The organism is Microbacterium insulae, assembly GCF_042677065.1.
In the GTDB taxonomy this organism is placed as follows: Bacteria; Actinomycetota; Actinomycetes; order Actinomycetales; family Microbacteriaceae; genus Microbacterium; species Microbacterium insulae.
This window is the reverse complement of the sequence record NZ_JBHTII010000001.1, coordinates 1731060-1753275: the sequence shown is the minus strand read 5'-3', so window position 1 is coordinate 1753275 and position 22216 is coordinate 1731060. Positions and strand designations below refer to the sequence as shown.

The following is a 22216-nucleotide window of genomic DNA, read 5'->3' as shown; positions in this document are numbered from 1 at the left end:
GGCGAGCGAGAATGATCGGCTTCGTGCACGAGACCGGCGCGGCCGCGCATGCCCTGACGTAGTCGGTCCCTCAGAGCCCCGGCACGCGGCCGACCAGATTCACGCGGATGCCCATGCGATCGAACATGGCCGCCTTCGCGGCGAGGGCTCTGTCGGCGGTGTCGGCGTCAGGCGCGTAGACGAGCTGCACGTGGTTGGCTTTGTGGCGGGCCATGAACTGGTCGCGCGACACGTCGTGCAGCACGACGTGGGCGATCGGCCATTCCGGGTTGGTGGCGTCCTTGCGGCGCTGGGTCTCAGCATCCGGAAGCTCCACCACGGTGCCGCGGAAGATGTCGGCCTGCAGGATGCCGTCGGCGATGAACACCCGTGACAGCACCACCTCGCCGGGCTTCGATACGCCGTTGATGGTCGACCCGCCGGCGGGGAAGAACACCGGGCCCTGACGCCATCCCTCGGCCCGGTCCCAGCCGCCCAGATGCGAGGCGGGCACCGAACCCGAGATCTCGTACACCCACACGAACCGGCCGTCGTACTCCTCCCCCCACCGCACGTCGTGGAGAGTGTTGTCGGGCATGAGCCCCATCGCCCGCCACACCCGGTCGGTCACCAGCGCGTCCACGGCCACCCCCTCGTCCGCCTCGTTGAAGTGGGGGACGGCACGACCGGCGAACAGCTCACGCGACCCGTCGCGGGAGAGCACCGGCGGCCGGTCGGTGGAGTTGAGGATGCCTTCGGCGAGATCGGATGCCGGGACCAGATCCTTCAGGCCCTGCTGGTACTGGATCCCCACCGCGTCGAGCCCGAAGTCGTCGGCGATGCGCAGCGCGGCGATGTACATCTTCAACTGCCAACGCACCTGCCCCTCCGTCAGCTCGGTGGCCTCGTCGGTGCCGAAGCGAAACCGCATCCCTCGATCGGTCAGCCAGCCCCGGGCGGTGTCGGCCTCGGCATCGCTCACCTGCAGCATCTCGGCGTACAGCGCCGACTGCGACAGGCGCTCCTTGTAGATCCCGGTGAGGTTGAGCAGCTCGTCATCGAAGATCGCGTTGTACATGCCCATGCATCCCTCATCGAACACGCCGATGATCGCCTTGTCCGTCAGCAGCTCCTCGCCCAGCGCGCGACCGAGCTCGACCTCCGGTGTATCCGGGAGCGGAGGCAGGGCGCGCACGTGCGACACGTCGTGACGGATGCGACCGGTCTCGGTCCACTCCCGGATCCCGTCGCGGAACCACCCGTCAGCGAAGTCGACCGACCAGATCGTCGCGTAGTCCTTGCCCATCTTCGTCAGGCCGGCGTTCAGGCCGAGGAGCCCGACAAGGCCGGGCCACTCCCCGGCGAAGTTCGCCACCGTGAGGATCGGCCCCTCATGAGTGCGCAGACCCGCGAGCACGTGATGCGAGTACTGCCACACCGCCTCCGCGACGATGAGCGGAGCATCCACGGGAACCGTCTTGAACACCTCCAGACCCATCCGCTGACTCGAGATGAAGCCATGCCCGGTGGCCGCATCGGGCTCGTTGGCCCGCACCACCTCCCAGCCCAGCGCATTCAGCACACGGGTCACCGCCGCCTCCAACTCGACCTGCGCCGGCCAGCCGGCCACGTTCGCCGACTCCCGAAGATCGCCCGACGCGATCAGATATGCGGTCCTCGCCGGGGCCTCACGGCGGGGGCGGGGGGCAGGAAGGGTGTAGCTGGTCATGCGATCTCCTCAGATACGTGCTGTAGATCATGGCGGGCGCGCTCGTCGATCGCGGTCACGCCGACGGCTGCTGCTACGAGTTCCTTCGTGCGATCGTCCTGATCGAGTCGCAGGTCGTTCGTCAGAAACGCGAGGCCAAGACCGCTGTCAGGATCGGCGGCGACGAGCTGCCCACCGAAGCCGTCGTGTCCGAAGCTGCGCGGACCCAGCAGTCGCCGCCACTCGGAGTCGAGCTGGAAGCCCATCCCCCATCTCGCCCACGGCGGCGGCTCCCCGGCGACCGACGGACCACTCGTCTGCTCGGAGGTCGCGCGTTGCACGACCGAAGGACTGAGCAGCGGATCCGTCGGGTCCACCATCGACGATGCGAACAACGCGAGCGAGCGCGCCGTCGTCACGGCGCCCGCGCCGGGAATGCCTGTGGCCAGAACGGCTGGGTCATCGATCGCTGTCACGTCACCGGCCAACCAACGCTCCATTCCGGTCGCGCGGTCCTCTCCGTTCGGTCGGTCACCGACGTCGACGCGTGCGCGGAGTTCTGTGAGTTCAACCGGATACCGGAGCCAGATCGGTTCGGCGACGCGAGGGCCGATCACCTCCGCGAGGTGGTCCTCGAGCGCGCGTCCCGTCGCCCTTTCGATGATCGTGGCGGCGAGCCACCCATAGGTGAGGGCGTGGTACGCGTGAGCACTGCCCGGCGGCCAGCTCGGATGCTGAGCCGCCAGCACAGCGGAGATCCGCTCGCGGTCGACGACGTCGGCAGGTGTCAACGAGCGACCGAGGACGGGCAGCCCGACGCGATGACTGAGCACGTCGGCCACCGTCGCGAACCGCTTGCCTCGTGCGGCGAACTCCGGCCAGTAATCCGCGACGGGGGCGCCGTAGTCGATCATGCCGCGGTCCACGGCGTGAGCGACCAGTGCAGCGATCACCGCCTTGGTGCACGAGAAAGCGATCGTCGGCGTGTCGCGCTCCCAGAGGCGCCCGGACCGACAGTGCGCCGTTCCCGCCCAAACGTCCACGAGCGGCTGGGTCCCGCGGAAGACGGCGAGCGCGGCACCGCCACGCTCGCCGTCGATCGCGGCAGCGAAGCGCTCGACCACCGGGGTCCACGAGCTCTCCCAGTCGCCGTGGACCGCGGTCATCCCGCGTCCAGCACCGGAAAGGGCGCGTGCGGCTCGCGCTGATACCAGAGGGCGACGGTCGCGAGGGTGTCATCGACGAGCTGGATGTAGCGGTCGTCGTGTCCCCAGCCGAGGGCCTGTACGTCCACCTTGAGAGATGAGTGGAAGCGTATGGGATCGGGGATGTGCCAGCGGTACATCGCGAAGCGCCGATCGAGGGCCTGGTGGAACCCGAGGTACGCGGACGAATAGGTCTGGTAGCCCGCCCCGGGCGTCATCTCGAAGCACCATGCCCCGCCCACGTAGTCCTCGACCCCGGTGCCGCACACGGTGGGGTACTCACCGTCGCCGTCCAGGAAGAAGCGCACCTCGCCTTCGCCCCACCAGCCATCGAACGCGGTCGTCCAGTCGAAGACCGTGCCGACGTAGTGACCCTCTCCTTCGACGCCGTCCAGGATCGTGTGGATCGCGCCGGGAATAGTCTCACTGCGCCGCCATTGCGCATGGAGATACGGCGTAGCCGCCGGAACATCCTCGAGCGTGTAGTCGATCTGGAAGAAGAACTGGTGCACGGTGTCGCCGCGGTTCTCGATCGTGATCCGTGCGCGCTCGCGGAACGGCATGGGCCAGTAGCTGTTCATGCCGCCCCCGACCAGGACGGCGATCGGCTCTGAGGTGACGAGGGCCGTCTCCGGTGATCCGTTCGCGAAGAAGTCTCCCAACGGGACCTCGATCGACGGCGACCCTTCGCCGTCCCACTCCGCTCGCAGGATCAAGGTGTTCCAGCGCGAACGATCGCAGGTCATCCAGATGTGCCTGATGATGGCGGGGCCGGCGATGTCGGCGAGGACCGCGGTCGCGCCGGCATCGATCCGAACCGCGGGAGCGACTTTCCATCCCCGGCCGAGCCGCTCTGCCGCCTGCGCCCCGGTACCGTCGACCGCCCGCCCTCCCCCACCCCTCGACCCGTCGGGATTCTCCGCGCTGATCGATCGCGACTGCCGCGCGCCGAGCGTGGTGAGGGACTCCAGCCCCGTCACGACAGCCCCTCGCGCGCGAGACGAAGTGTGCGTTCAGCGAGATCCGAGATGCGCGTGTTGTCGAACCCGAAAAGTGCCGAGCGCGTGCGGTCGTGAAGCGGGTCGACGAAGTGCGCGGGCAGACGCTCCGCGCCGAGGATCACCCCGCACACGGATCCGGCAGTCGCACCATTGGAGTCGGTGTCCCACCCGCCCTGCACGGTGAGTCCGACCGTCGCCGCGTAGTCGTCGGCGCCCCAGAGGAGACCTGCGACGATGACGGCGGCGTTGTTGATCGTGTGGACCCAGTGATAGTGACCGTACGAGTCCTGGATCCGCTCGAGCGCGGCATCCCAGCTCGATCCGGACCGATGCAGCGCCTGGACGTCCTCGAGCGCCGCCCGCAGCCGGGAGCGACGAGGGACGTAATCGAAGCTGCGCTCCACCGCTTCGGCCGCCGAACCGGCCGTGAATGCGCACGAGACGAGGGCGGCGCTCCACAGCTCCCCATATATGCCGTTCGCCACGTGCGAGAGACGCGCGTCGCGGTGCGCCATCGACAGGGCCTCGATAGGACGACCCGGATGCACCCAGCCGTACACGTCGCCGCGGATCAGCGCGCCGATCCACTCGCGGTAGGGATTGCGGTGAGTAGGGACCGCTCCGAGGTCGCGGCCGGCCACGAGGTTCGCGTACGCGGCGCGCTCGGCCGTGTAGACCTGGTGATACGGGAACAGCGACAGCCAGGCCTCGGCGACGTGACGTGTATCGAGGCCCGCACCGTGCTTCTCGAGCAGATGAAGCCCGAGGATCGGGTAGTCGATGTCGTCATCCCTCGCCGAGCCGTCGACGCGGCCGCGAGTGGTCTCGACCCAGTTCTCGCGAAGCTCGTACTCGTCCGGCATCGGATCGAGCAGCGGCACGTAGTCGCGCAGCGGATAGGCGTCGGCGCGCTCCAGATAGCTGCGGATGTGGTCACTCGTCCAATGCGGGCCGTACTCGAGCGGCTTGCCGAGGTTGCATCCCGCGATACGGCCCAGCCATCCGCCCAGGATCTTGTCCGGAAGTCCCGGCGGCGCCGCGCCGCGGTCGCCACCCCCTCCCGGCAGGGTGTCGAGGATTCCGGGCAGGTCGGACGGTTCCTCGAAGTCCCAGCCGGACCGCAGGGGCGCGGCGTCGAGTCGCTCGAGCACGAGCTCGAGTCCGGCGAGGTCGTCGGGATCGGTTTCGGCGAGTGCGGCCGCCGCGTCGGAGACGTCGTGACCTGACTCCTCCTGTTGATGCAGCTCGTCGTTCACGAACTCCATCGAAATGATCGGATCGTGCATCCGTGCTCCTTTTGCAAATCGGTTCTGTTGACTACGTCCATCTGGTGGCGCGCCGGCCGGAAGGCTCGACGCGACTGACACTCACCCTTTGAGCCCCATCGAGGCGATGCCGCCGATGAGGTACTTCTGAGCGACGAAGTAGAGGATCACGACGGGCACGATGGTTATCAGGTTCGCCGCCATGAGCAGGTTGTACTCCTGGTTCTGGATCGACACGAAGCCCGCGAGCCCCACCGCCGCAGTGAACTGGTCCTGGCGATTGAGATAGATGACCGGGCCGAGCAGGTCGTTCCAGGTCCCGAGGAAGGTGAAGACGGCGCACACCGCGAGCGCGGGCTTGCTCAAGGGGAGGATGATCGACCAGAAGATCCGGAAGTGGCCGGCGCCGTCCAGCCGCGCCGCTTCGTCGAGCTCCATCGGAATGGTCTTCATGTACTGGCGTATGAGGAACACGAAGAATGCGGAGCCGGTGTATGCCGGGACGATGAGCGGGAGGTACGAGCCGTACCACCCGAGCTCGTAGAACACCACGAACTGAGGGATCATCATGGCCTGCCAGGGGATCAGCATGGTGAGCACGATGATCGTGAAGACCACGTCGCGACCCTTGAACCTCATCCGCGCGAGCGGATAGGCCACGATCGCGCACGACACCAGGGACCCGAAGACCACGAAGACCTCGAGAAAGACGGTGTTCGCGAGATAGAGGATGAACGGCCGCGACGGATCGAAGAGTGCTCTGCCGAAGTTCTCCCACTCCCAGTACTCCGTGGGAAACCACGGCGGCGGGTTCGTGAACACATTCGTGTCGTCCGGGGTCAGGGCCACGGTGAACATCCATCCGAGGGGGAGGATCACCAGAGCGCTCAGCGCGACGAGGCCGACGTAGGTCGCAGTCGACGATCCCAGGCGGCTGAGCCTCGAGCGCACCGATTTCCTGCGCCGTGGAGGTGCAATCGCGGTACGGAACATCAGGCCCCCTCGTCTTCGTAGTGGACCCAGCGGTCCTGCGTCTTGAGCAGGATCAGGACGATGACCGTGCCGATCAGGAAGAGCACCATGCTCAGCGCCGCCGCGTAGCCGAGCCGCCCATCACGGAAGCCCGCCTCCCAGAGATAGATGAGGTAGAACCTGAGCCCGTCACCGCCTCGCCCGCCGCTGATGGTGAAGGCGGTGTCGAATACCTGAAACGCGCCGATGATCGAGATCAGCAGCATGAAGAACAGGGTCGGCGTGAGCAGCGGGATCGTGATGCTGCGGAAGCGACGCCACGCGCCCGCTCCATCGATCATGGCCGCCTCATACATGGCGGGCGAGATGTTCTGCAGGCCGGCAAGGTAGATGATCGCCCCGCTTCCCAGCACTCCCCATAGGCCCACGATGACGATTGCCGGCACCGCCCAACTCGGATCGGTGAACCACTGAGGCGGGTTCTCGACCCCCAGATTGCGGAGGACCGTATTCACTGCACCGTTCTCACCGCTGAGCAGGAGCATCCACAGCACGGCGACCGCGACGCCGCTGAGCACCGAAGGGAGGAAGAGGATCGTGCGGAACATCCGGATTCCCCATACGCGCTGGTTGAGAAGCAGTGCCGCCGACAGTCCGACGACGAGGTAGACGGGAACCGACAGGATCAAGTAGAAGCCGGTGATCCGCAGCGACATCCAGAACCGGTAGTCGTCGGTGATCATCTCCTCGTAGTTGTCGAGACCGACCCAACTGACAGGGAAGAGCAGATTCCAGTTCGAAAAGCTCATCACCAGGCCCAGCAGCGCCGGGCCGACGGTGAAGAGGACGGCGCCGACGAGCCACGGGAGGAGATAGAGCCAGGGCGTGATCGCCCGGCGCAACCGAACGTCGCGGCGCGTCTGGGTGGTCGACGTCACTCCAGCCCCGATGCGGCCAGCACCTGGTCGAACTGCTCCCACGTGGTGTCGTTCCCCTGTTGCGCCTTGGGCTCCGCATCACCCAGCAGCTGCTCGACCGGTCCCCCGAGGTTGGCCTCGGCGATGGCGTCGATGATCGGACCGTTCCACGCCCACTGGTTCGGGTTGAAGACACTGGTGCGGATGAGAGAGTTCACCTCGAACAGCTGCTGGCGCTCGGGTGTGTCCGCCCAATCCTGCGCCACCTCGAGCTGGGTGGGCATGATGCCGAACTCGGCTTGGATCGTCTGTCCCTCCTGTGCCATGTAGGCGAGGAACTTGGCCGCCTCGTCCCGGTTCTCCGCTCCGCGAGGGATGCCGAATCCGTTGGTCCACGACACGATCCACGGCTCGTTTCCGGCGACGATGGGGGTCGGCGCGATGCCGTAGTTCATCTCGGCCTCCTCGAGCAGATCGATCGCGAAGTTGTCGGTGATCATCATTGCCACCCGGCCGTCGACGAAGAGCGACGAGCCGAGGCCGCCACCGAGCGCGTCGAGCACTCCCGCGGACGGTGAGACCCCGTCCGCGACCATGTCCGCCAGAAGCTGCACGGTGTCGGCGAACTCCGGCTCGGTGACCTCGACGATGCGGCCGGTGTCATCCAGCACGTTCGCCGGGTCGAGGTAGGCGACGAGGAGGGCCATCTCGGCGCCGTAAACCGTGTCCTCGGGACTGGACCCGGCCGTCGTGAGCCTTGCCGCGAGGTCGGCCATCTCCTCGAATGTCATCGGCGTCGTGGCGTCCGGATAGGCGATCCCCTTCTCGTCGAACATGTCCTTGTTGTAGAAGGTGACCATGCTGCCGACCGTGGTGCCGAGGCAGAAGACCGTCCCGTCCCATTCGCAGGTGGTGCGGATGACGGAGCTGTACTCGTCGAGATCGACGTCGTAGTCGGTGAGCACGAGGTCGTTCAGCGGCTCGAATGTCAGGGTCTGGTCCCAGCCGTAAGGGGAGGCGATGTCGGGCGGCTCTGCCAGGAGCATCGTCTTGAGCTTCGTCGCGTAGGTGTCTTCGGGAACGAAGGTGGCGCTCACCGACACACCGGGGTTGGCGTCTTCGAACCCGGCGATGATGTCTTCGAGCGCCTTGTTGTCGTCGCCCCCGTCCAGCGTCACGAGGGTCAATTCGACGTCACCGTCGGCTGCGCCGCCGCCACCTGCGAAAGGCGAGCAGCCGGCAACGACCACTGCGGCGGCGGCGAGGGCGGCCACCGAGATGAGTCGAACGGTACGGGAACGTCGAGTGTTCATGGCTCTCCCTTGAGCGGAATCGGGCTGTGCAAATGGGTTTGCTACCGCGGATTTCAGAATGACAAGGACAGGTGGATTTGTCAAGATTCTGCGAGCCGCAGACGTGTCTCAGGAACTCTCGAACCAGCCTTGGTTCGGGTTGACGACCGGGGTCACCCCTCGTGGCGAATCGCCGGGACTGGCCCAGAGCACTCCATTGGCGATCACATCGCCGATCTCGGGCTGCAGGTAGACCGGGTAGTCCTGGTCGCCGGGACTGAAGTAGAAGATCCTGCCGTTGCCCCGCGTGAAGGTGAGGCCGGAGCGGAACACCTCACCCCCGGCGAAGGAGCTGATGAAGACCACGTCGTCTGGTCGCGGAACGTCGAAATGCTCGCCGTACATCTCCTGATGAGGGATGACGAGCGGAGACGGGATCCCCCGGGCGATGGGATGACCCGGCGCGACCGTCCAGACGAGCTCCCGTTCTCCCGCGTTCCGCCACTGGAGGTTGCACGTGGTGCCCATGAGCGCGCGGAAGAGACGGGAGTGGTGGCCGGAGTGGAGAACGATGAGACCCATTCCGCCGAGGACGTGCTCCTGCACCCGATGCACGACCTCGTGAGGAACCTCTTCGTGTGCGATGTGGCCCCACCAGATCAGGACGTCCGTCTGGTCGAGGGAATTCTCGGCGAGTCCGAATTGGTCGTCCGCAAGTGTCGCGGTCGAGATCTTCGCGTCCGGCAGCCGCCTGCTCAGCAGATCCGCGATCGCGCCGTGGATGCCACTTGGGTAGTAGTAGCCGATGTTCGCCGGCTGCTGGCGAGCCTCGTGGACTCCTTCATTCCAGACCAGAACTCTCATTCCGCTCACGAGATCCTCTTCCCGCCTCTGGCGAACAGATCCGCGACACCCGGAAGCACCTCGCGCGGGGGCCCCGACAGTCCGCACTCCATGACGTACCACCCGTCGTATCCGATGTCTGCGAAGGCGCCCAGCGCCTCCTCCCAGTCGAAGTGGCCGGCCCCCGGCTCGAGGCGATTGCTGTCGCCGAGTTGCACGTGACGGATCCATCCACCCGCTGCCCGGATGCTGTCTCCGATCGACGGCTCCTCGATGGACATGTGGAACGTGTCGGCGATCACGGCCAGCGACGGGGAGTCGACCTCTGCAGCGATCGAGACGGCGTCCGCGAGGCGGTTCACGACATAGTCCTCGAATCTGTTCAGCGGCTCGAGGAGCACGGTCGCACCGAGCGGCTCGGCGTAATCGGCGAGCTCTCGCAGCGACTCGACCAGGAGCGCACGCGAGTCGTCGACGGACCGTGGTGGAACGAACGGCGGCAGGGCGCGGCTGAAGAGTCCGAACGCGTGTGGGGTGACGACGCCGAACCCGCCGGCGGCGACCGTGCCCGCGAGGATCATCTTGATCTGCTCCCGCGCGTCCTTTCGCTTGTCTGCGTCGAAGTCGCCGATGAAGTGGTCCATGATGACCGTCGTAGCCGGCATGACGACGCCCGCCGACCGCGCCGCAGCGATCTCGGCGGATCGCGCCGCGAACTCCCCGTCGCCCCGCCCGAGGAGCTCGACGCCGTGGAAGCCCACCGAGAGCGCGAACTCGTATTTCTCGACCAGGGAATTCCCCTCGAGGAGATGTTCCTGAGCGGCGAGTCGATGAACCATCAGGACTCCGACTCGAACGTGAGCACGACCTGGAGCGCCTCGCGAGACCCTTCGTCGAGCAGGCGGAAGGCCTCAGCCGCATCTCGCACCGGAAGGCGGTGCGTGACGAGCTCCTCGAGGTGCAGCGCGCCGGTGGCTGCGAGCGTCATGGCGGTGCGGGTGAGGCGGAACGCGTCCCAGCGGTGCCGCAGCCCGGGCGCGACACCCGAGATCTGCGATCCGACGATCTGGACCCGGTTGTGATGGAACTCTTCGCCGAGGCGGAGCCCGGCACCATCTCCCTGGAAGAACCCCGCGGCGCACACGCGAGAGCTGTAGGCCACCGATCGCACAGCCTCGTGAAGCGCCGAGTAGTTGCCGGATATCTCGAGGCAGACATCGGCCCCACGGCCTTCGGTGAGCGACCGTATCGTCGCGGCGACGTCGACGGACAGCGGGTCGATCACATGGTGCGCGCCGAGCGCGGCCGCCGTGTCCCTGCGGGCCTCGATTCCGTCGACGGCGATGACGGTCGCGCCGTTCAGACGAGCCATCTGTGCCGCGATCTGGCCCGGGACCCCGAGTCCGAACACCGCGACCGTCTCACCGAGGTGGATATCGGCGTCGAGGACGACATTGAGGGCGATGGCGCCGATCTCCGAGAAGATCCCGATGATCGGGGGGCAGTTCGCGGGAAGCACGCGATGACGGGCGTACTCGGCATCCAGGACGGTGTCGGTGCGATGGCCCCAGCGGCCCCAGATGACATCACCGACCCGGAGGTCGTCGACGTCACGACCGACCTCCACGATTCGCCCGCATTCCTCGTACCCCCAGCCGCTCACCGGGTACTCGAAGGTCTGCGCACCCTCGACGAACAGCCGAAGGTCATCGTCCCAGCGCTTGGTGAGGTACGGATTGGAACCCCGATATGCGGTGAGCTCGGTTCCGGCGGAGATACCGGAGTACAGAGTCCTTATGCGGACCTGATCCGGGCGGAGTTCCCGCTCGGGCTCCGCGACGACCTCCACGACGCCGGGGGCGGAGAACTGGACGACTTCTGCCACGGGGACTCCTTTGTTGCAAACCGATTCAGCGGGGATCGTACGGCCCTGTGCCACCGGGCGTCAAGGAAACGCTTCAACCCTGCGGAGACAGCACGGCGGGCGGCTGTCGATGCTTGGATCAAGGGTATACAAATCGATTTTACTTTTGTAGCCTGTGCGCGTGATCGCTCGTCGGACCGCTTCGCCACTCCCCCCCGGAATCCGCGTGCTGCCGCACACGGCCGCACGCGCCGCGTTTCCCCTGGGAGGTCTGGGAACGGGCAACGTCTCTCTCGGCGCGCGGGGCGAGCTCCGCGATTGGGAACTCGAGAACCTCCCCGACAAGGGGCGCGACAATCCGTACTCGTTCTTCGCTATCCACGTCGCCGACAGCCTCGGCGGGCGACACTCGCGGATCCTCGAAGCACCGCTCACCGGCCCGCACGATAGCGAACGGGGGTACGAGGCGGATCGGCTCGCGGGGCTCCCGCGACTGTCCGCCGCAACGATGCACGGCGCCTACCCCATCGTTGAGATCGACTTCTCTGACGAGTCACTCCCGGTGGAGGTCTCCCTGCGGGCCTTCACGCCGCTGATCCCGCTCGACCCCGAGGAGTCGGGAATCCCCGCCGCCGTCCTCCGCTACCGGGTGCGCAACCCCGGTCGGCAGCCCGTCCGGGTCACGGTAGCGGGCTCCGTCAGCCACACCGCGGGGCGGGATCGACGCACGGGCGAACTCCGCGCGCGGCAGACGGCCCGATGGCGCGAGGATGCGGGCATCCGCGGAATCGACTTCGGCATAGCCCTTCCCGAAGACGACCTCGGATACGGAACCCTGGCTCTCACGACCAGCGACCCGTCCGTCACCGCCAAGCCGCAGTGGGTGACGAGCTTCTGGCCCGACGGGCCACGGCTGTTCTGGAACGACTTCAGCGCCGACGGCCTGCTCGAACCGGAACCCTCGGTGACGACCGAGCGCGGGGTACTCGCGCTCCACACGGATCGCACCGGCGGACGCACCGATCTCAGCGAGGACGAGCTTCTCGAGCTGCTGCCACTACGGCGCACCGGCTCTCTGGGCATCGTCCATGACCTCGCACCCGGGGCCGCGGCGGACTTCGAGTTCGTCCTGTCCTGGAGCTTCCCGCTGCGGCCGGGCCGCTGGGAGGGCCACATCATGCAGCCGGACGCCGAGCGCCCGCCGGTGCGCAACGCCTATGCGGCACGATGGCGCGACGCGTGGGATGCCGCAGCCCACCTCCACCGCAACCTCCCCGCCCTCGAGGCGACGACGTCCGCGTTCGTGGATGCGCTCTACGGGGGCGGCCTCGATCCGGTGATCGCGGAGTCCGTCGGTGCCAACATCGCGGCGTTGCGCTCGACGACCTGCTTCGTCCTGGACACGCCCACGCCGCTCCTCGGCGGCGGCCCCGTCTTCGCCGCATGGGAGGGGTCGTTCGATCACGCTGGGTCGTGCGAGGGGACCTGCACGCACGTCTGGTCCTACGCGCAGACCTGTGCCTGGCTCTTCCCCTCGCTCGAGCGGTCGGCCCGGCGCGTGGAGTTCCTGCTCGAGACCGACGAGGACGGGGCGCAGCGATTTCGCACCAATCGGATCTTCGGCGGCGAGCCGTGGCATATGGCCCCCGCGGTAGACGGTCTCCTCGGCACGTTCCTCCGTCTCCACCGGGAGTGGCGCTTCTGCGGGGACGACGAGTTTCTGCGGGAGCTGTGGCCAGCTGCTCGTCGTTCCCTCGACTGGGCGCTTCGCACGTGGGACCGCGACGGGGACGGCCTGCTCGACGGCGAGATGCACAACACGTACGACATCGAGTTCCACGGCATCGAACCCCTCGCGAACGGAATGCTGATCGCCGCCCTGCGTGCCGGCGTGCGCATGGCGCGGCACCTGGACGACGAGGCGATCGCGCGGCGGTGGAGCGTGGCGGCGGACCGCGCGGCGGTGCGGATGTCGGAGCTTCTGTGGAACGGGGAGTACTTCGTCCAGCGCATCGACGACATCGATCAGGATCGCTACCAATTCGGAGAAGGCGTCCTTTCTGATCAGCTGCTCGGTCAGTTTCATGCGTACCTCAATGGCCTCGGCGAACTTCTCCCGGGCGAGCAGATCCGTGGAGCCCTCGGTGCCATCCTCGAACACAACTTCCGCCCGGACCTCTGGGGCCACGAGAGCACACAGCGGACGTACGCGCTGAACCACGAGGGCGGGATCCTGCTCGCGTCCTGGCCGCGCGGCGGCAGGCCCAGGATTCCGTTCGTCTACTCAGACGAGGTGTGGACGGGAATCGAGCACCAGGTCGCGGCATCCCTCGCCTTCGCGGGACGCCCCGAGGATGCCGTCCTGATCGAGCGGACGCTCCGAGCCCGCTACGAGGGCACGACCCGCAGCCCGTGGGATGAGATCGAATGCGGACACCACTACGCACGTTCGCTCTCCTCGTGGGCTTTGCTGCTCGCGTTCAGCGGGATCCAATGGGATGCTCCGACCACGACGCTCAACGTCGATCCGATCTCGGACGGGGCTTACCTCTTCACCACGGACCGGGCATGGGGCACCGTGCGGGTCGTCGGCGACGAGTTGACCCTCGACCTCACCGCCGGGCATCTGGCTCTCTCCGAGATTCGCTGGCGCGGGGCAGTCGTCGGGCAGTCCATCTCCGTCGAACCGGGGAGTCCCGTGCGAATCAGGTGGGACGATGAAGGAGCGGGGGTGAATGGGTGATGGGTCGCATCGTCGTCGTGGGGAGCGTGAACGCCGACCTCGTTGCCCGCGCGCCTCGACGCCCGAGAGGCGGTGAGACGCTCACGGGGTGGGGCTTCCGCATGGGGCCGGGGGGAAAGGGCCTCAATCAAGCCGTCGCCGCGAAGCGGGCGGGGGGCGACGTCGCACTCGTCGCCGCTGTCGGAGCGGATCACTTCGGCGATATCCTGCGCGCGGCCATCGTGAAGGAGCACATCGATGCGCGCCGGGTGAGGGTGTCGCTCGCACCGACGGGCGTCGCACAGATCACGGTCACCGACGACGGGGAGAATTCGATCATCGTCATCCCGGGCGCGAACTCGGACGCTCATCTGACCCCCGAGGATGAGGCGATGATCGACTCGGCATCGCATGTCATGGTGCAGCTGGAGCGCCCGATCGAACTCGTGCGTCGCACGCTCGAACGGGCGAGACGGGGCGGCGTGTCGACCGTCGTCACCCCCGCGCCCGTCGTCGAGGACTTCACACCGCTGCTCGGACTGTGCGATGTCGTGGTCGCGAACGAGTCCGAGGCGCGGGCGCTCACCGGTGGGCGCGATGTCCGCGAGTCCGCGGTGCGGTTGAGTGCGGAGGAGCGGATCTCCATCATCACCCGCGGAGCATCGGGCTGCATCATCGCCGTGAACGGGCGGATCCAGCACGAGAGGTCCGCGCCCGTGGTCACCGCGGTCGACTCGACGGCGGCAGGCGACACGTTCGCGGGCTATCTCACGGCTGCCCTCGCCGAGGGGCGCGATCTCGCATCCGCCGTCGCCACCGCCACCGACGCGGCGGCTCTCTCCGTCACGCGCCCTGGCGCCGTGTCGTCGATCCCGACCGCTGCCGAGGTTGAGGCGTTCGCCTTGCGCTGACGGACTCAGGCACTCTCGCGCACGACCAGTTCGGCATCCAGCGCCATGCTGCGCCCATTGCCGGTCCAGTCGCCGTTGAGGCGTTCGAGCAGCCGACGGCCGCAGATCGTGCCGAGTTCGTGGATGCGAAGCCGCACGGTGGTCAGGGAAGGATTCGCGATCGCCGCCATGTCGATGTCGTCGACGCCGACGAACGCGATGTCCTCGGGAACGCGAAGGCCGTGCTCGTGCGCCACCCTCATCGCACCGAGAGCGATGAGGTCGTTGGCGCAGAACACGGACCGCGGACGCGTCGGTCCGGCGAGAAGCGCCGTCATTCCTTCGATGCCTCCTTGGTGCGTGAACTCCTCTGAGACGATGAGATCCTCGTGCACCTCGAGCCCCGCGTCGGCGTGGGCCTGCCGGAATCCGATCTCGCGCTTGACCTCGACGGCCGTGTCGGTGGGCCCCGTGATGTGCGCGACGGGGCCGAGCCCCTTGCGGAGCAGATACGCTGTCGCCTCCCGTGAGAAGGCGACGTCATCGAGCCACACGGTGTCGACCATCGTCTCCTCCGGCGCGGGCCCGACCGCCACCACAGCCGTCCCGACCTCCGTCAGGATGTCCAGATCCGAGATGGGCACACGGAATCCCACGAAGACGACGCCGTCAACGCGTCGCGCGAGAGCGTCCTCGATGTACCCGCGCTCAGAGGCCTCGACCGCATCGGTGTTGCACAGCAGCGCGTGATAGCCCTGCTGGCTGACGACGTCCTGCACACCGCGGGCGAAGCCGGGGTAGAAGGGGTTCATGATGTCCGGGATCACGATCATGACTGTGTTCGTCCGGCGCGCGCGGAGGCTCTTTGCGACGGCGCTGGGCCGATAGCCCATCTCGCGGGCGACCCGCAACACGAGCTCCCGCGTCTCCTGCCTGACCGGACGATGGCCGCTGAAGACGTGAGACACCGTCGTGCGACTGACGCCGGTGGCGGCGGCGACATCGGCGATGGTGATCGGTTGCACGACTGATTATTGCATTGCCGCACGACACAGGATCCCGTCGCCGGCTTCGTCCTCGCGGATGGTTGCGCAGGCGGACGCTTGACCGTATCAATGGGGGGTGAGCGAACAATCTCCTGAGAGCGGTCGGCGGCGAGCCGTCGAGCTCACCGCCGTCCTGATGCTGTCCATCGTCGCGGTGCTGACCGCGTGGTGCGGGTTTCAGGCATCGAAGTGGGGCGGGGAGATGTCGATCGCGTTCAGCCAGGCGTCGAGCGCTCGCATCCAAGCGTCCGAGGCCGCCAGTGAGGCGCGGGACGCGCGCCAGTTCGATCTGACTGTCTACGCGCAGTGGGTGAACGCTGTCGCCGAGGAGAAGTCCGAGTTGGTGACGTTCATCGAGGAGCGATTCTCACCGTCGTTCCGTGTCGCGTTCGACGCATGGAATGCCGGCGGCAGGGTGGAGACGGGACCGTTCGCGATGCCCGAGTACGTCCCCGACGGGACGGAAGAGGCCGCCGACCTGTCCGCCCGCGCTGACGCGAAGTTCCAGGAGGCTCTGGTGGACAACCAGCGCGGAGACAACTACTCCTTGCTGACCGTCCTGTTCGCGCTGGTGCTGTTCTTGACCGCGATGTCGCAACGGGACCTGTCGAAGATGGCGACCCGGGCGCTGCTGGGCCTCGCGATCGCCGTGGCAGTCGTCGGCATCGTCATCATGCTCACGTTCCCCATCCGGATCTGACGCCGATTTAGCATCACGCCCGCCGTGACGATCACACCGGATTCACTCCGATTGTTCCTGCGAATGTTCTCGCTCAGAGGAGCGTCTCGCCGATGACCGCCGCGGCACGGCGAACTTCGACGCTGACCGAAGGTATGTCCTGCTCGCTGAGGTCGGAGATGCTTGCGGCAACCTGCACGCCGGCGATGCACTTGTGCGAGCGGTCGAAGATCGGCGCAGCGATCGACGCCACTCCGATCACGCGACCGTTAGAGGACCAGCTGAAACCTTCCTTGCGTATACGGCTGAGCTCGGCGGTGAAGTCGCGCTTGCTCACGTGTTGGCCGTCCGCAGTGTCGAGCGACGGCGTCACTGCAAGTAGTTCGGCGAGTTCCTCCTTCGTGAGGTACGCGGCGAGCACTTTGCCGGCCCCGTGAGTCAGGGGAAGGCGCTCCCCGACGGGGAGCACGTAGCGCATCGGCTTCGCACCCTCGATCCGAGAGACCACAGCGCGAGAGAAGCCGGTGCGGACGAAAAGCGACGCAGTGAAGCCGGTCGCGGCAGCGAGGTCTTGGAGGTGCGGGTAAGCGGAAGCCAGCAACGGACTGGTGAGCAGATAGGCGTGCGCCCCGAAGAGAAGGGCGACGCCCGGGCGATAGCCCGCGTCGTCACGCTCCACGCGACCGCGAGCCTCCAGCGAGTTGAGAATGCGTTGCGTCGTCGCAACATGGAGGCCTGCTCGGCGCGCGACCTCGGTGAGCCGGAGTGGCTGCCGACTGTTGTCGAGCACCTCGAGGACGTCGATCGCGCGTTCCAGCGACCGCATGTTGCTCGACTCGGCAGCCCCCGTCACGCGCTTTCCTTCCTCAGATGGATGCGAGATGGCTCACGTAGTCCGGATTCACCACATTGTGTGGCGTTCCCCCGTTGAGAACCTCAGCGACTGACTCTACGGCCACTCGCGCCGACTCTTCGCGGGCCTGCGACGTCGACCCTCCGATGTGCGCCGTCACGAACGCCTTTGGATGCTCCCGCAACGCGCTCGAGAGGCTCAGCGGCTCCTCCTCGACGACGTCCAATGCTGCCCCCGCGATCGACCCCTCTCTCAGCGCCTCGAGGAGCGCGGCCTCGTCGACGACAGCGCCCCGAGCAGTATTGATGAGATAGCTCGTGGGCTTCATGAGTCCCAGTGCCTCCTTGCCGATCAGGTGACGGGTCTCCGGGGTGAGCGCGATATGGAGACTGACGAAGTCGGCTTCAGCCAGCACCGACTCCATAGCGAGGAGCCGGACGTCGTTGGCGGCCGCGTACTGCTCGTCGGCGAAGGGATCATGGGCGATGATTCGCATACCGAGGGCCGAGGCGTGCTCAGCGAGTCTCCTGCCGATGGCGCCGAGGCCGATGATCCCGAGGACGGAGCCGGCCAGCTGCGTCCCCGTAGGACGGACCCACCCACCGTTGCGCACGCTTCTCATCGCCTCGGGGACGCGTCGAGCGAGCATGAGGATGAACGTGAGAGCCAACTCCGCCACCGCGTCCCGGTTGACACCTGGGGCATTGCACACCGCTATGCCGCGCCTGGTTGCGGCGGCCGTGTCTATGGAGTCGTAACCGACGCCCGTTCGCGCGATCACCCGAAGATCGGATGCCTCGTCCAGCGTCTTGGCATCGAATCGGTCACTTCCCGCGATGACGGCCACGACGCCGTCGAGCAACGAACGAAGCTCGCCGTCCCCCCGCGGTGCTCGCAGCGGCGCGTGGATGGTCGTGAAGCCGTGTGCGCGCAGAGCGCGGTCGGCTTCGTCGTCTGGCCGCAGGAACGCGGAAGTGATCAGCACGCGGCGCTCGCCCACTTCGATCCCACTTTCTCTCATTCAGTGATAGGCCGTCTCAGCGAAGTGTCCGGAGCTCATCAAAGCCACGGGGTTGACGATCGACGACGCAAGGTTCAGAATGTCACAGGTGATTAGATTTCGATAGAGATTATCACTCTATGAGATATACGGCAGTCAACGACGACGAGAAAGCAGGCGCGCACGTGTCCGACGGCGACCTCCGCACAGGGACCATCCGGTTCCCGCACTACGTGCGCTCCATACCCGGCGTCATCGCGGCGTGCGTCTTCTTCCTGCTCGGCATCGTCACGACGCTCGCGTCGATTCCGCTCGGTTTGTGGACTCAGCTCGGCCCGGGACCGGGCTTCTTTCCATTCTGGACGGGACTGATCCTCTCGGCGGCGTCCATCGCGTGGGGCATCACGCAGTGGCGCCAGCCGAACGTCGTCGAGCATGCGCCGACGCCCGAGGCAGCAGCTGCCGAGACACCCGCTTCGCCAAAGCAGATCATCGTGACGGTGTCCAGCCTGATCGCGCTCGCGGTGCTCCTCCAGATCCTGGGCTTCCAGCTGAGCGTTCTTCTCTTCCTTCTCTTCCAGCTGCGAATCGTCGCCCGTCGCTCGTGGCTGTTGACGGTGATCCTCTCGCTCGCGGGGAGCTTCGGCGTCTACGCGCTCTTCGCGAATGTGCTCGGGGTGCCTCTGCCCGGCGCGGGTATCCCGTTCCTGTACGACCTGGGGCTCTGACCGGATGAGTTCCTTCGACTATCTGATGCAGGGGTTCGCCGCAGCGGCGACGCCCGAGAACCTCCTCTATGCCCTCATCGGCTGCCTGGTCGGGACGATGCTCGGTCTCCTCCCGGGTATCGGCTCCACCGCGGGAATCGCGATCCTCCTGCCGCTGACCTTCGGGATGGAACCGGCATCCGCCATCATCATGTTGGCCGCCATCTTCTACGGCACCGCCTACGGGGGCACGATCACCAGCGTCCTGCTGAACATTCCGGGCGAGGGCGAGTCGGCTATCACGTGCATCGACGGCTACGCCATGACGAAGAAGGGCCGAGGTGGTGTCGCCCTCACCGTCGCCGGAGTGGGCTCGTTCATCGGCGGCACAGTCGCCACGATCGCGCTCGTCGTCGCCGCGCAGCCGCTCGCCTCCCTCGGCCTCATGATCGGCCCGGGCGAGTTCTTCGCCCTGGTGGTCGTGGGGCTGGCGCTTCTCGTTGGCCTTGTCGGCCGGTCTGTGTCTGCAGGGATCATCTCTGCCGCAGTGGGCATGATCATCGCCATGGTGGGCATCGACCCCGTGGAAGGTCTCCCGCGGTTCACCTTCGGCAGTGCGCATCTCCTGGACGGCATCAGCATCGTTCCGGTCCTCGTCGGCATCTTCGGCTTGGGGGAGCTGCTCCACATTTCGGCAGGTGGAACCATCCGCGCCAGGAGCCCGCGGCTGCGCGAGCTCGTTCCGACCGGTCAGGACGTGCGTCGTGCGGCACCGGCGGTCGGACGTGGCACCCTGATCGGCACCGGCATCGGCATCGTGCCGGGCATCACGAGCACCATCTCCTCCCTCATCGCATACAGCACGGAGCGACGGGTCGGCCGCCACCGCTCCCAGTTGGGCTCCGGAGCTGTCGAGGGTGTCGCCGCGCCGGAGACGGCGAACAATGCCCACGCCAACGCGGCCTTCATCCCTCTCTTCACACTCGGGATCCCGGCCTCACCCGCCATCGCGGTCCTGATGGGCGCCTTTCTCCAGAACGGACTCGTTCCTGGTCCCCAGCTGTTCCAGACCGACCCGCTTCTGGTGTGGACGGTGATCGCGAGTCTCTTCATCGGGAACGCACTGCTTGTGATCCTCAACGTTCCGCTGGTCAGCGTGTGGACGAAAGTGCTGGCCATCCCGTTCCCCGTCCTCGCCAGTTTCGTGTACGTGTTCATCTTCGTGGGCACGTATGCCGTGAACCGAAGCGTCGTGGACATCTTCATCATGATCGGCTTCGGCTTGGTCGGACTCGCCTTCCGGCGACTGGACCTGCCTCTCGCCCCGCTGGTGCTCACCCTCGTCCTCGGTCCGCTACTCGAGTCCGCTCTGCGACAGACGCTCCAGATCTCGAACGGGGACTTCGGCTACTTCTTCACCAGACCCGTGTCGCTGGGACTGCTCAGCCTCGCTGCGGTCATCCTCGTCCTCTCCACAATCGGTGGCCGCAGAATCAAGGCGCGCGCGCACCTGCCCACCGACTCCGAAGCCTGACCCCTAGCAAAGGAAGATCATCATGCGCACACGTCCCCTTCTCGGTCTCGCGGCACTGGTTGCCACGGGTGTTCTGCTCGCCGGCTGCGCTCAGCGCGGCGGAGGCGAACCCGCCGCATCCGAGGCTGGTGAGATCAGCTGGCCGGAGAAGCCGGTCACCCTCCTGGTCGCCTTCGACCCCGGCGGAAGCTCCGACATCGGTGCGCGACTGCTCGCAGATGCGCTGGAAGAGGAGCTCGATGCCACCGTCGTCGTGGAGAACAAGCCTGGCGCCGGCGGACAGGTCGGGTACACCGCACTCGCCGACGCGGAGCCTGACGGCTACACCTTCGGCCTGACCACCATCCCCGGAGTCATCGTCTCGGCACTCGATGAGAGCCGCGGCGCGACCTATACGCCGGAGTCCTTCGCGCCTACGGCACTTCAGGTCACCGACCCGACCGCAATCGCGGTCGCGCCGGACAGCCCGTATGAGACGTTGCAGGATCTGATCGACGCCGCCGAGGAGAATCCGGACTCGATCACCGCATCCACCACCGGCATCGGCAGCCAGGACCACTTCGGTCTCCTCCTCCTGAACGAGGCGGCAGGCGTCGACATCCGGCCGGTGCACTTCGCCGACGGCGCTGCCCAGGCGACCACCGCCTTCCTCGGAGGCAACGTCGATGTCCTCGTCGGAAATGTCGGCGATGTCAAGCAACTCGCGGACAACGGCAGCGCCCGCGTCCTCGCGATCCTGAACGAAGAGCGCAGCCCGTTCCTGCCCGACGTCCCCACAGCAGCCGAGGACGGATACGACGTCGAACTCGGCTCCGCCCGCGGATACGCGTTCCCCGCCGACACACCCGACGAGATCGTGACCAAACTCTCTGATGCGATCGGAGCGGTGATGGCCGACGAGGAGTTCATCAGCAGCATGGAAGACCTCGGGTTGCAGCCCACCTACCTCGACTCGGAGGAGTACAGCGCGTTCTGGACCGAACGTACGGACACGCTCGCCGAGCTGGTCGACCTCATCCGCGAAGAGGGCTGACCGTGGGGAGCGACCTCACCGCTACAAGCTCCGACCTGATAGAGCGGTTCGCGAGGATCCCGTCGGCGAATATCGGCGACGGGATGGACAGGCTGGGACTGATGGATGCCGGAATCAGTCCCATCTGGACCGGTGCAGCCCTTGTCGGCCCTGCTTTCACCTGCTGGACCCGTTCGGGGGACAACCTGTGGATCCACCACGCCGTCGACGCCGCCTCCGCGGGTGACGTCATCGTCGTCAACGGCAGCGGCGATCTCACCCGCGCGCTCATCGGTGAGTTGATCGCCGCTCGCGCCAAAGCAAAGGGGATCGCCGGCTTCGTCATCGACGGTGCTGTCAGGGACGCCGAGGGTATGCGGGACTACGGTATGCCGGTCTTCGCCCGAGCCCTTACCCCGGCGGGGCCTTACAAGAACGGGCCGGGCCGACTCGGCGTGACGATCGCCGTCGGCGGCGTGGCGGTCTCCCCCGGCGACATCATCGTGGGAGATGCGGACGGCGTAGCGGTCGTGCCCAAGGCAGATGCCGAGAGCATCGCGGAGGCGGCTGAAGTCGTGCAGCGACAGGAGGCGACGCGGCGCCACGAGCTCGAACGTCAGCTCGACCGACCGGCATGAGGTGAAGGTGAGGGAGGTGCGCTCGGCCTCCCTCACCTGTGAACCTGGCATCGGGCGATAGCTCCCTGCACCATCGCTGGGACCCACGC

Annotated in this window: 20 protein-coding genes; 7 read left to right on the top strand and 13 right to left on the bottom strand. The window is 66.8% G+C overall.

All coding sequences use genetic code 11. From position 1 onward, the window contains the following. Positions 1-70: 70 nt before the first annotated feature. From ACFQ0P_RS08165 to ACFQ0P_RS08120, 10 genes are all read right to left on the bottom strand, one after another. Complete coding sequence (locus ACFQ0P_RS08165) at positions 71-1708, bottom strand: fucose isomerase (protein ID WP_204978160.1); 1638 nt, start codon at positions 1706-1708, stop codon at positions 71-73. Beyond that, the gene (locus tag ACFQ0P_RS08160; protein WP_204978158.1) at positions 1705-2853 is read right to left on the bottom strand and encodes a serine hydrolase domain-containing protein; all 1149 of its coding nucleotides are present in this window, start codon (positions 2851-2853) and stop codon (positions 1705-1707) included. Before ACFQ0P_RS08160 ends, ACFQ0P_RS08165 begins: the two co-directional genes overlap by 4 nt. Further along, entirely contained in the window at positions 2850-3872 is a 1023-nt protein-coding gene (locus tag ACFQ0P_RS08155; protein ID WP_204978156.1) for a glycoside hydrolase family 172 protein, read from the bottom strand. The genes ACFQ0P_RS08160 and ACFQ0P_RS08155 overlap by 4 nt, the downstream gene beginning before the upstream one ends. After that, the gene (locus ACFQ0P_RS08150) at positions 3869-5179 is read right to left on the bottom strand and encodes an ADP-ribosylglycohydrolase family protein (RefSeq protein ID WP_204978154.1); all 1311 of its coding nucleotides are present in this window, start codon (positions 5177-5179) and stop codon (positions 3869-3871) included. The genes ACFQ0P_RS08155 and ACFQ0P_RS08150 overlap by 4 nt, the downstream gene beginning before the upstream one ends. 81 nt (positions 5180-5260) lie before the next feature. Then, complete coding sequence (locus ACFQ0P_RS08145) at positions 5261-6109, bottom strand: carbohydrate ABC transporter permease (RefSeq protein WP_204978152.1); 849 nt, start codon at positions 6107-6109, stop codon at positions 5261-5263. A 41-nt stretch (positions 6110-6150) separates the two neighbouring features. Beyond that, positions 6151-7068, bottom strand: coding sequence for a carbohydrate ABC transporter permease (locus ACFQ0P_RS08140; RefSeq protein WP_204978151.1), 918 nt, complete (start codon positions 7066-7068; stop codon positions 6151-6153). Then, positions 7065-8360 (bottom strand): ABC transporter substrate-binding protein, encoded by a 1296-nt coding sequence (locus ACFQ0P_RS08135; protein WP_204978150.1) that lies wholly within the window; start codon positions 8358-8360, stop codon positions 7065-7067. Before ACFQ0P_RS08135 ends, ACFQ0P_RS08140 begins: the two co-directional genes overlap by 4 nt. A gap of 108 nt (positions 8361-8468) precedes the next feature. After that, positions 8469-9203 carry a ThuA domain-containing protein gene (locus ACFQ0P_RS08130; protein ID WP_204981316.1) on the bottom strand — a complete coding sequence of 245 codons (735 nt, stop codon included), beginning with the start codon at positions 9201-9203 and terminating at the stop codon, positions 8469-8471. Positions 9204-9208: 5 nt separating this feature from the next. Next, positions 9209-10021 carry a sugar phosphate isomerase/epimerase family protein gene (locus ACFQ0P_RS08125; protein ID WP_204978149.1) on the bottom strand — a complete coding sequence of 271 codons (813 nt, stop codon included), beginning with the start codon at positions 10019-10021 and terminating at the stop codon, positions 9209-9211. Then, on the bottom strand, positions 10021-11067 hold the full coding sequence (locus ACFQ0P_RS08120; protein ID WP_204978148.1) for a zinc-binding dehydrogenase: 1047 nt from the start codon (positions 11065-11067) through the stop codon (positions 10021-10023). The genes ACFQ0P_RS08125 and ACFQ0P_RS08120 overlap by 1 nt, the downstream gene beginning before the upstream one ends. 160 nt (positions 11068-11227) lie before the next feature. On the opposite strand from ACFQ0P_RS08120, the gene ACFQ0P_RS08115 reads away from it, so the two are divergent. Together ACFQ0P_RS08115 and ACFQ0P_RS08110 are read left to right on the top strand one after the other, a co-directional pair. Further along, positions 11228-13789 (top strand): GH116 family glycosyl-hydrolase, encoded by a 2562-nt coding sequence (locus tag ACFQ0P_RS08115; protein WP_378771864.1) that lies wholly within the window; start codon positions 11228-11230, stop codon positions 13787-13789. Next, entirely contained in the window at positions 13789-14679 is an 891-nt protein-coding gene (locus tag ACFQ0P_RS08110; RefSeq protein WP_204978147.1) for a ribokinase, read from the top strand. The genes ACFQ0P_RS08115 and ACFQ0P_RS08110 overlap by 1 nt, the downstream gene beginning before the upstream one ends. Positions 14680-14684: 5 nt before the next feature. Here the strand turns inward: ACFQ0P_RS08110 and ACFQ0P_RS08105 are convergent, their stop codons facing one another. After that, positions 14685-15683: a LacI family DNA-binding transcriptional regulator gene (locus ACFQ0P_RS08105; protein WP_204978146.1), complete on the bottom strand. Its 999-nt coding sequence runs from the start codon at positions 15681-15683 to the stop codon at positions 14685-14687. Between the two features lie 97 nt (positions 15684-15780). Here ACFQ0P_RS08105 and ACFQ0P_RS08100 point away from each other — a divergent pair, with 97 nt between their 5' ends. After that, the gene (locus ACFQ0P_RS08100) at positions 15781-16404 is read left to right on the top strand and encodes a hypothetical protein (protein ID WP_204978145.1); all 624 of its coding nucleotides are present in this window, start codon (positions 15781-15783) and stop codon (positions 16402-16404) included. A gap of 73 nt (positions 16405-16477) precedes the next feature. Here the strand turns inward: ACFQ0P_RS08100 and ACFQ0P_RS08095 are convergent, their stop codons facing one another. After that, positions 16478-17236 (bottom strand): IclR family transcriptional regulator, encoded by a 759-nt coding sequence (locus ACFQ0P_RS08095; RefSeq protein WP_204978143.1) that lies wholly within the window; start codon positions 17234-17236, stop codon positions 16478-16480. Positions 17237-17249: 13 nt separating this feature from the next. After that, positions 17250-18257, bottom strand: coding sequence for a phosphoglycerate dehydrogenase (locus ACFQ0P_RS08090; RefSeq protein WP_378771860.1), 1008 nt, complete (start codon positions 18255-18257; stop codon positions 17250-17252). 119 nt (positions 18258-18376) lie between these two features. Between ACFQ0P_RS08090 and ACFQ0P_RS08085 the strand changes: the two genes are divergently transcribed. The 4 genes from ACFQ0P_RS08085 to ACFQ0P_RS08070 are packed head-to-tail and all read left to right on the top strand — an operon-like array spanning position 18377 to position 22127. Continuing rightward, complete coding sequence (locus ACFQ0P_RS08085; protein ID WP_204978139.1) at positions 18377-18964, top strand: tripartite tricarboxylate transporter TctB family protein; 588 nt, start codon at positions 18377-18379, stop codon at positions 18962-18964. 4 nt (positions 18965-18968) lie between these two features. Beyond that, positions 18969-20477, top strand: coding sequence for a tripartite tricarboxylate transporter permease (locus ACFQ0P_RS08080; protein ID WP_204978137.1), 1509 nt, complete (start codon positions 18969-18971; stop codon positions 20475-20477). Between the two features lie 22 nt (positions 20478-20499). Continuing rightward, positions 20500-21510: a tripartite tricarboxylate transporter substrate binding protein gene (locus ACFQ0P_RS08075; protein ID WP_204978135.1), complete on the top strand. Its 1011-nt coding sequence runs from the start codon at positions 20500-20502 to the stop codon at positions 21508-21510. 2 nt (positions 21511-21512) lie between these two features. Next, on the top strand, positions 21513-22127 hold the full coding sequence (locus tag ACFQ0P_RS08070; protein ID WP_378771858.1) for an RraA family protein: 615 nt from the start codon (positions 21513-21515) through the stop codon (positions 22125-22127). Positions 22128-22216 lie beyond the last annotated feature (89 nt).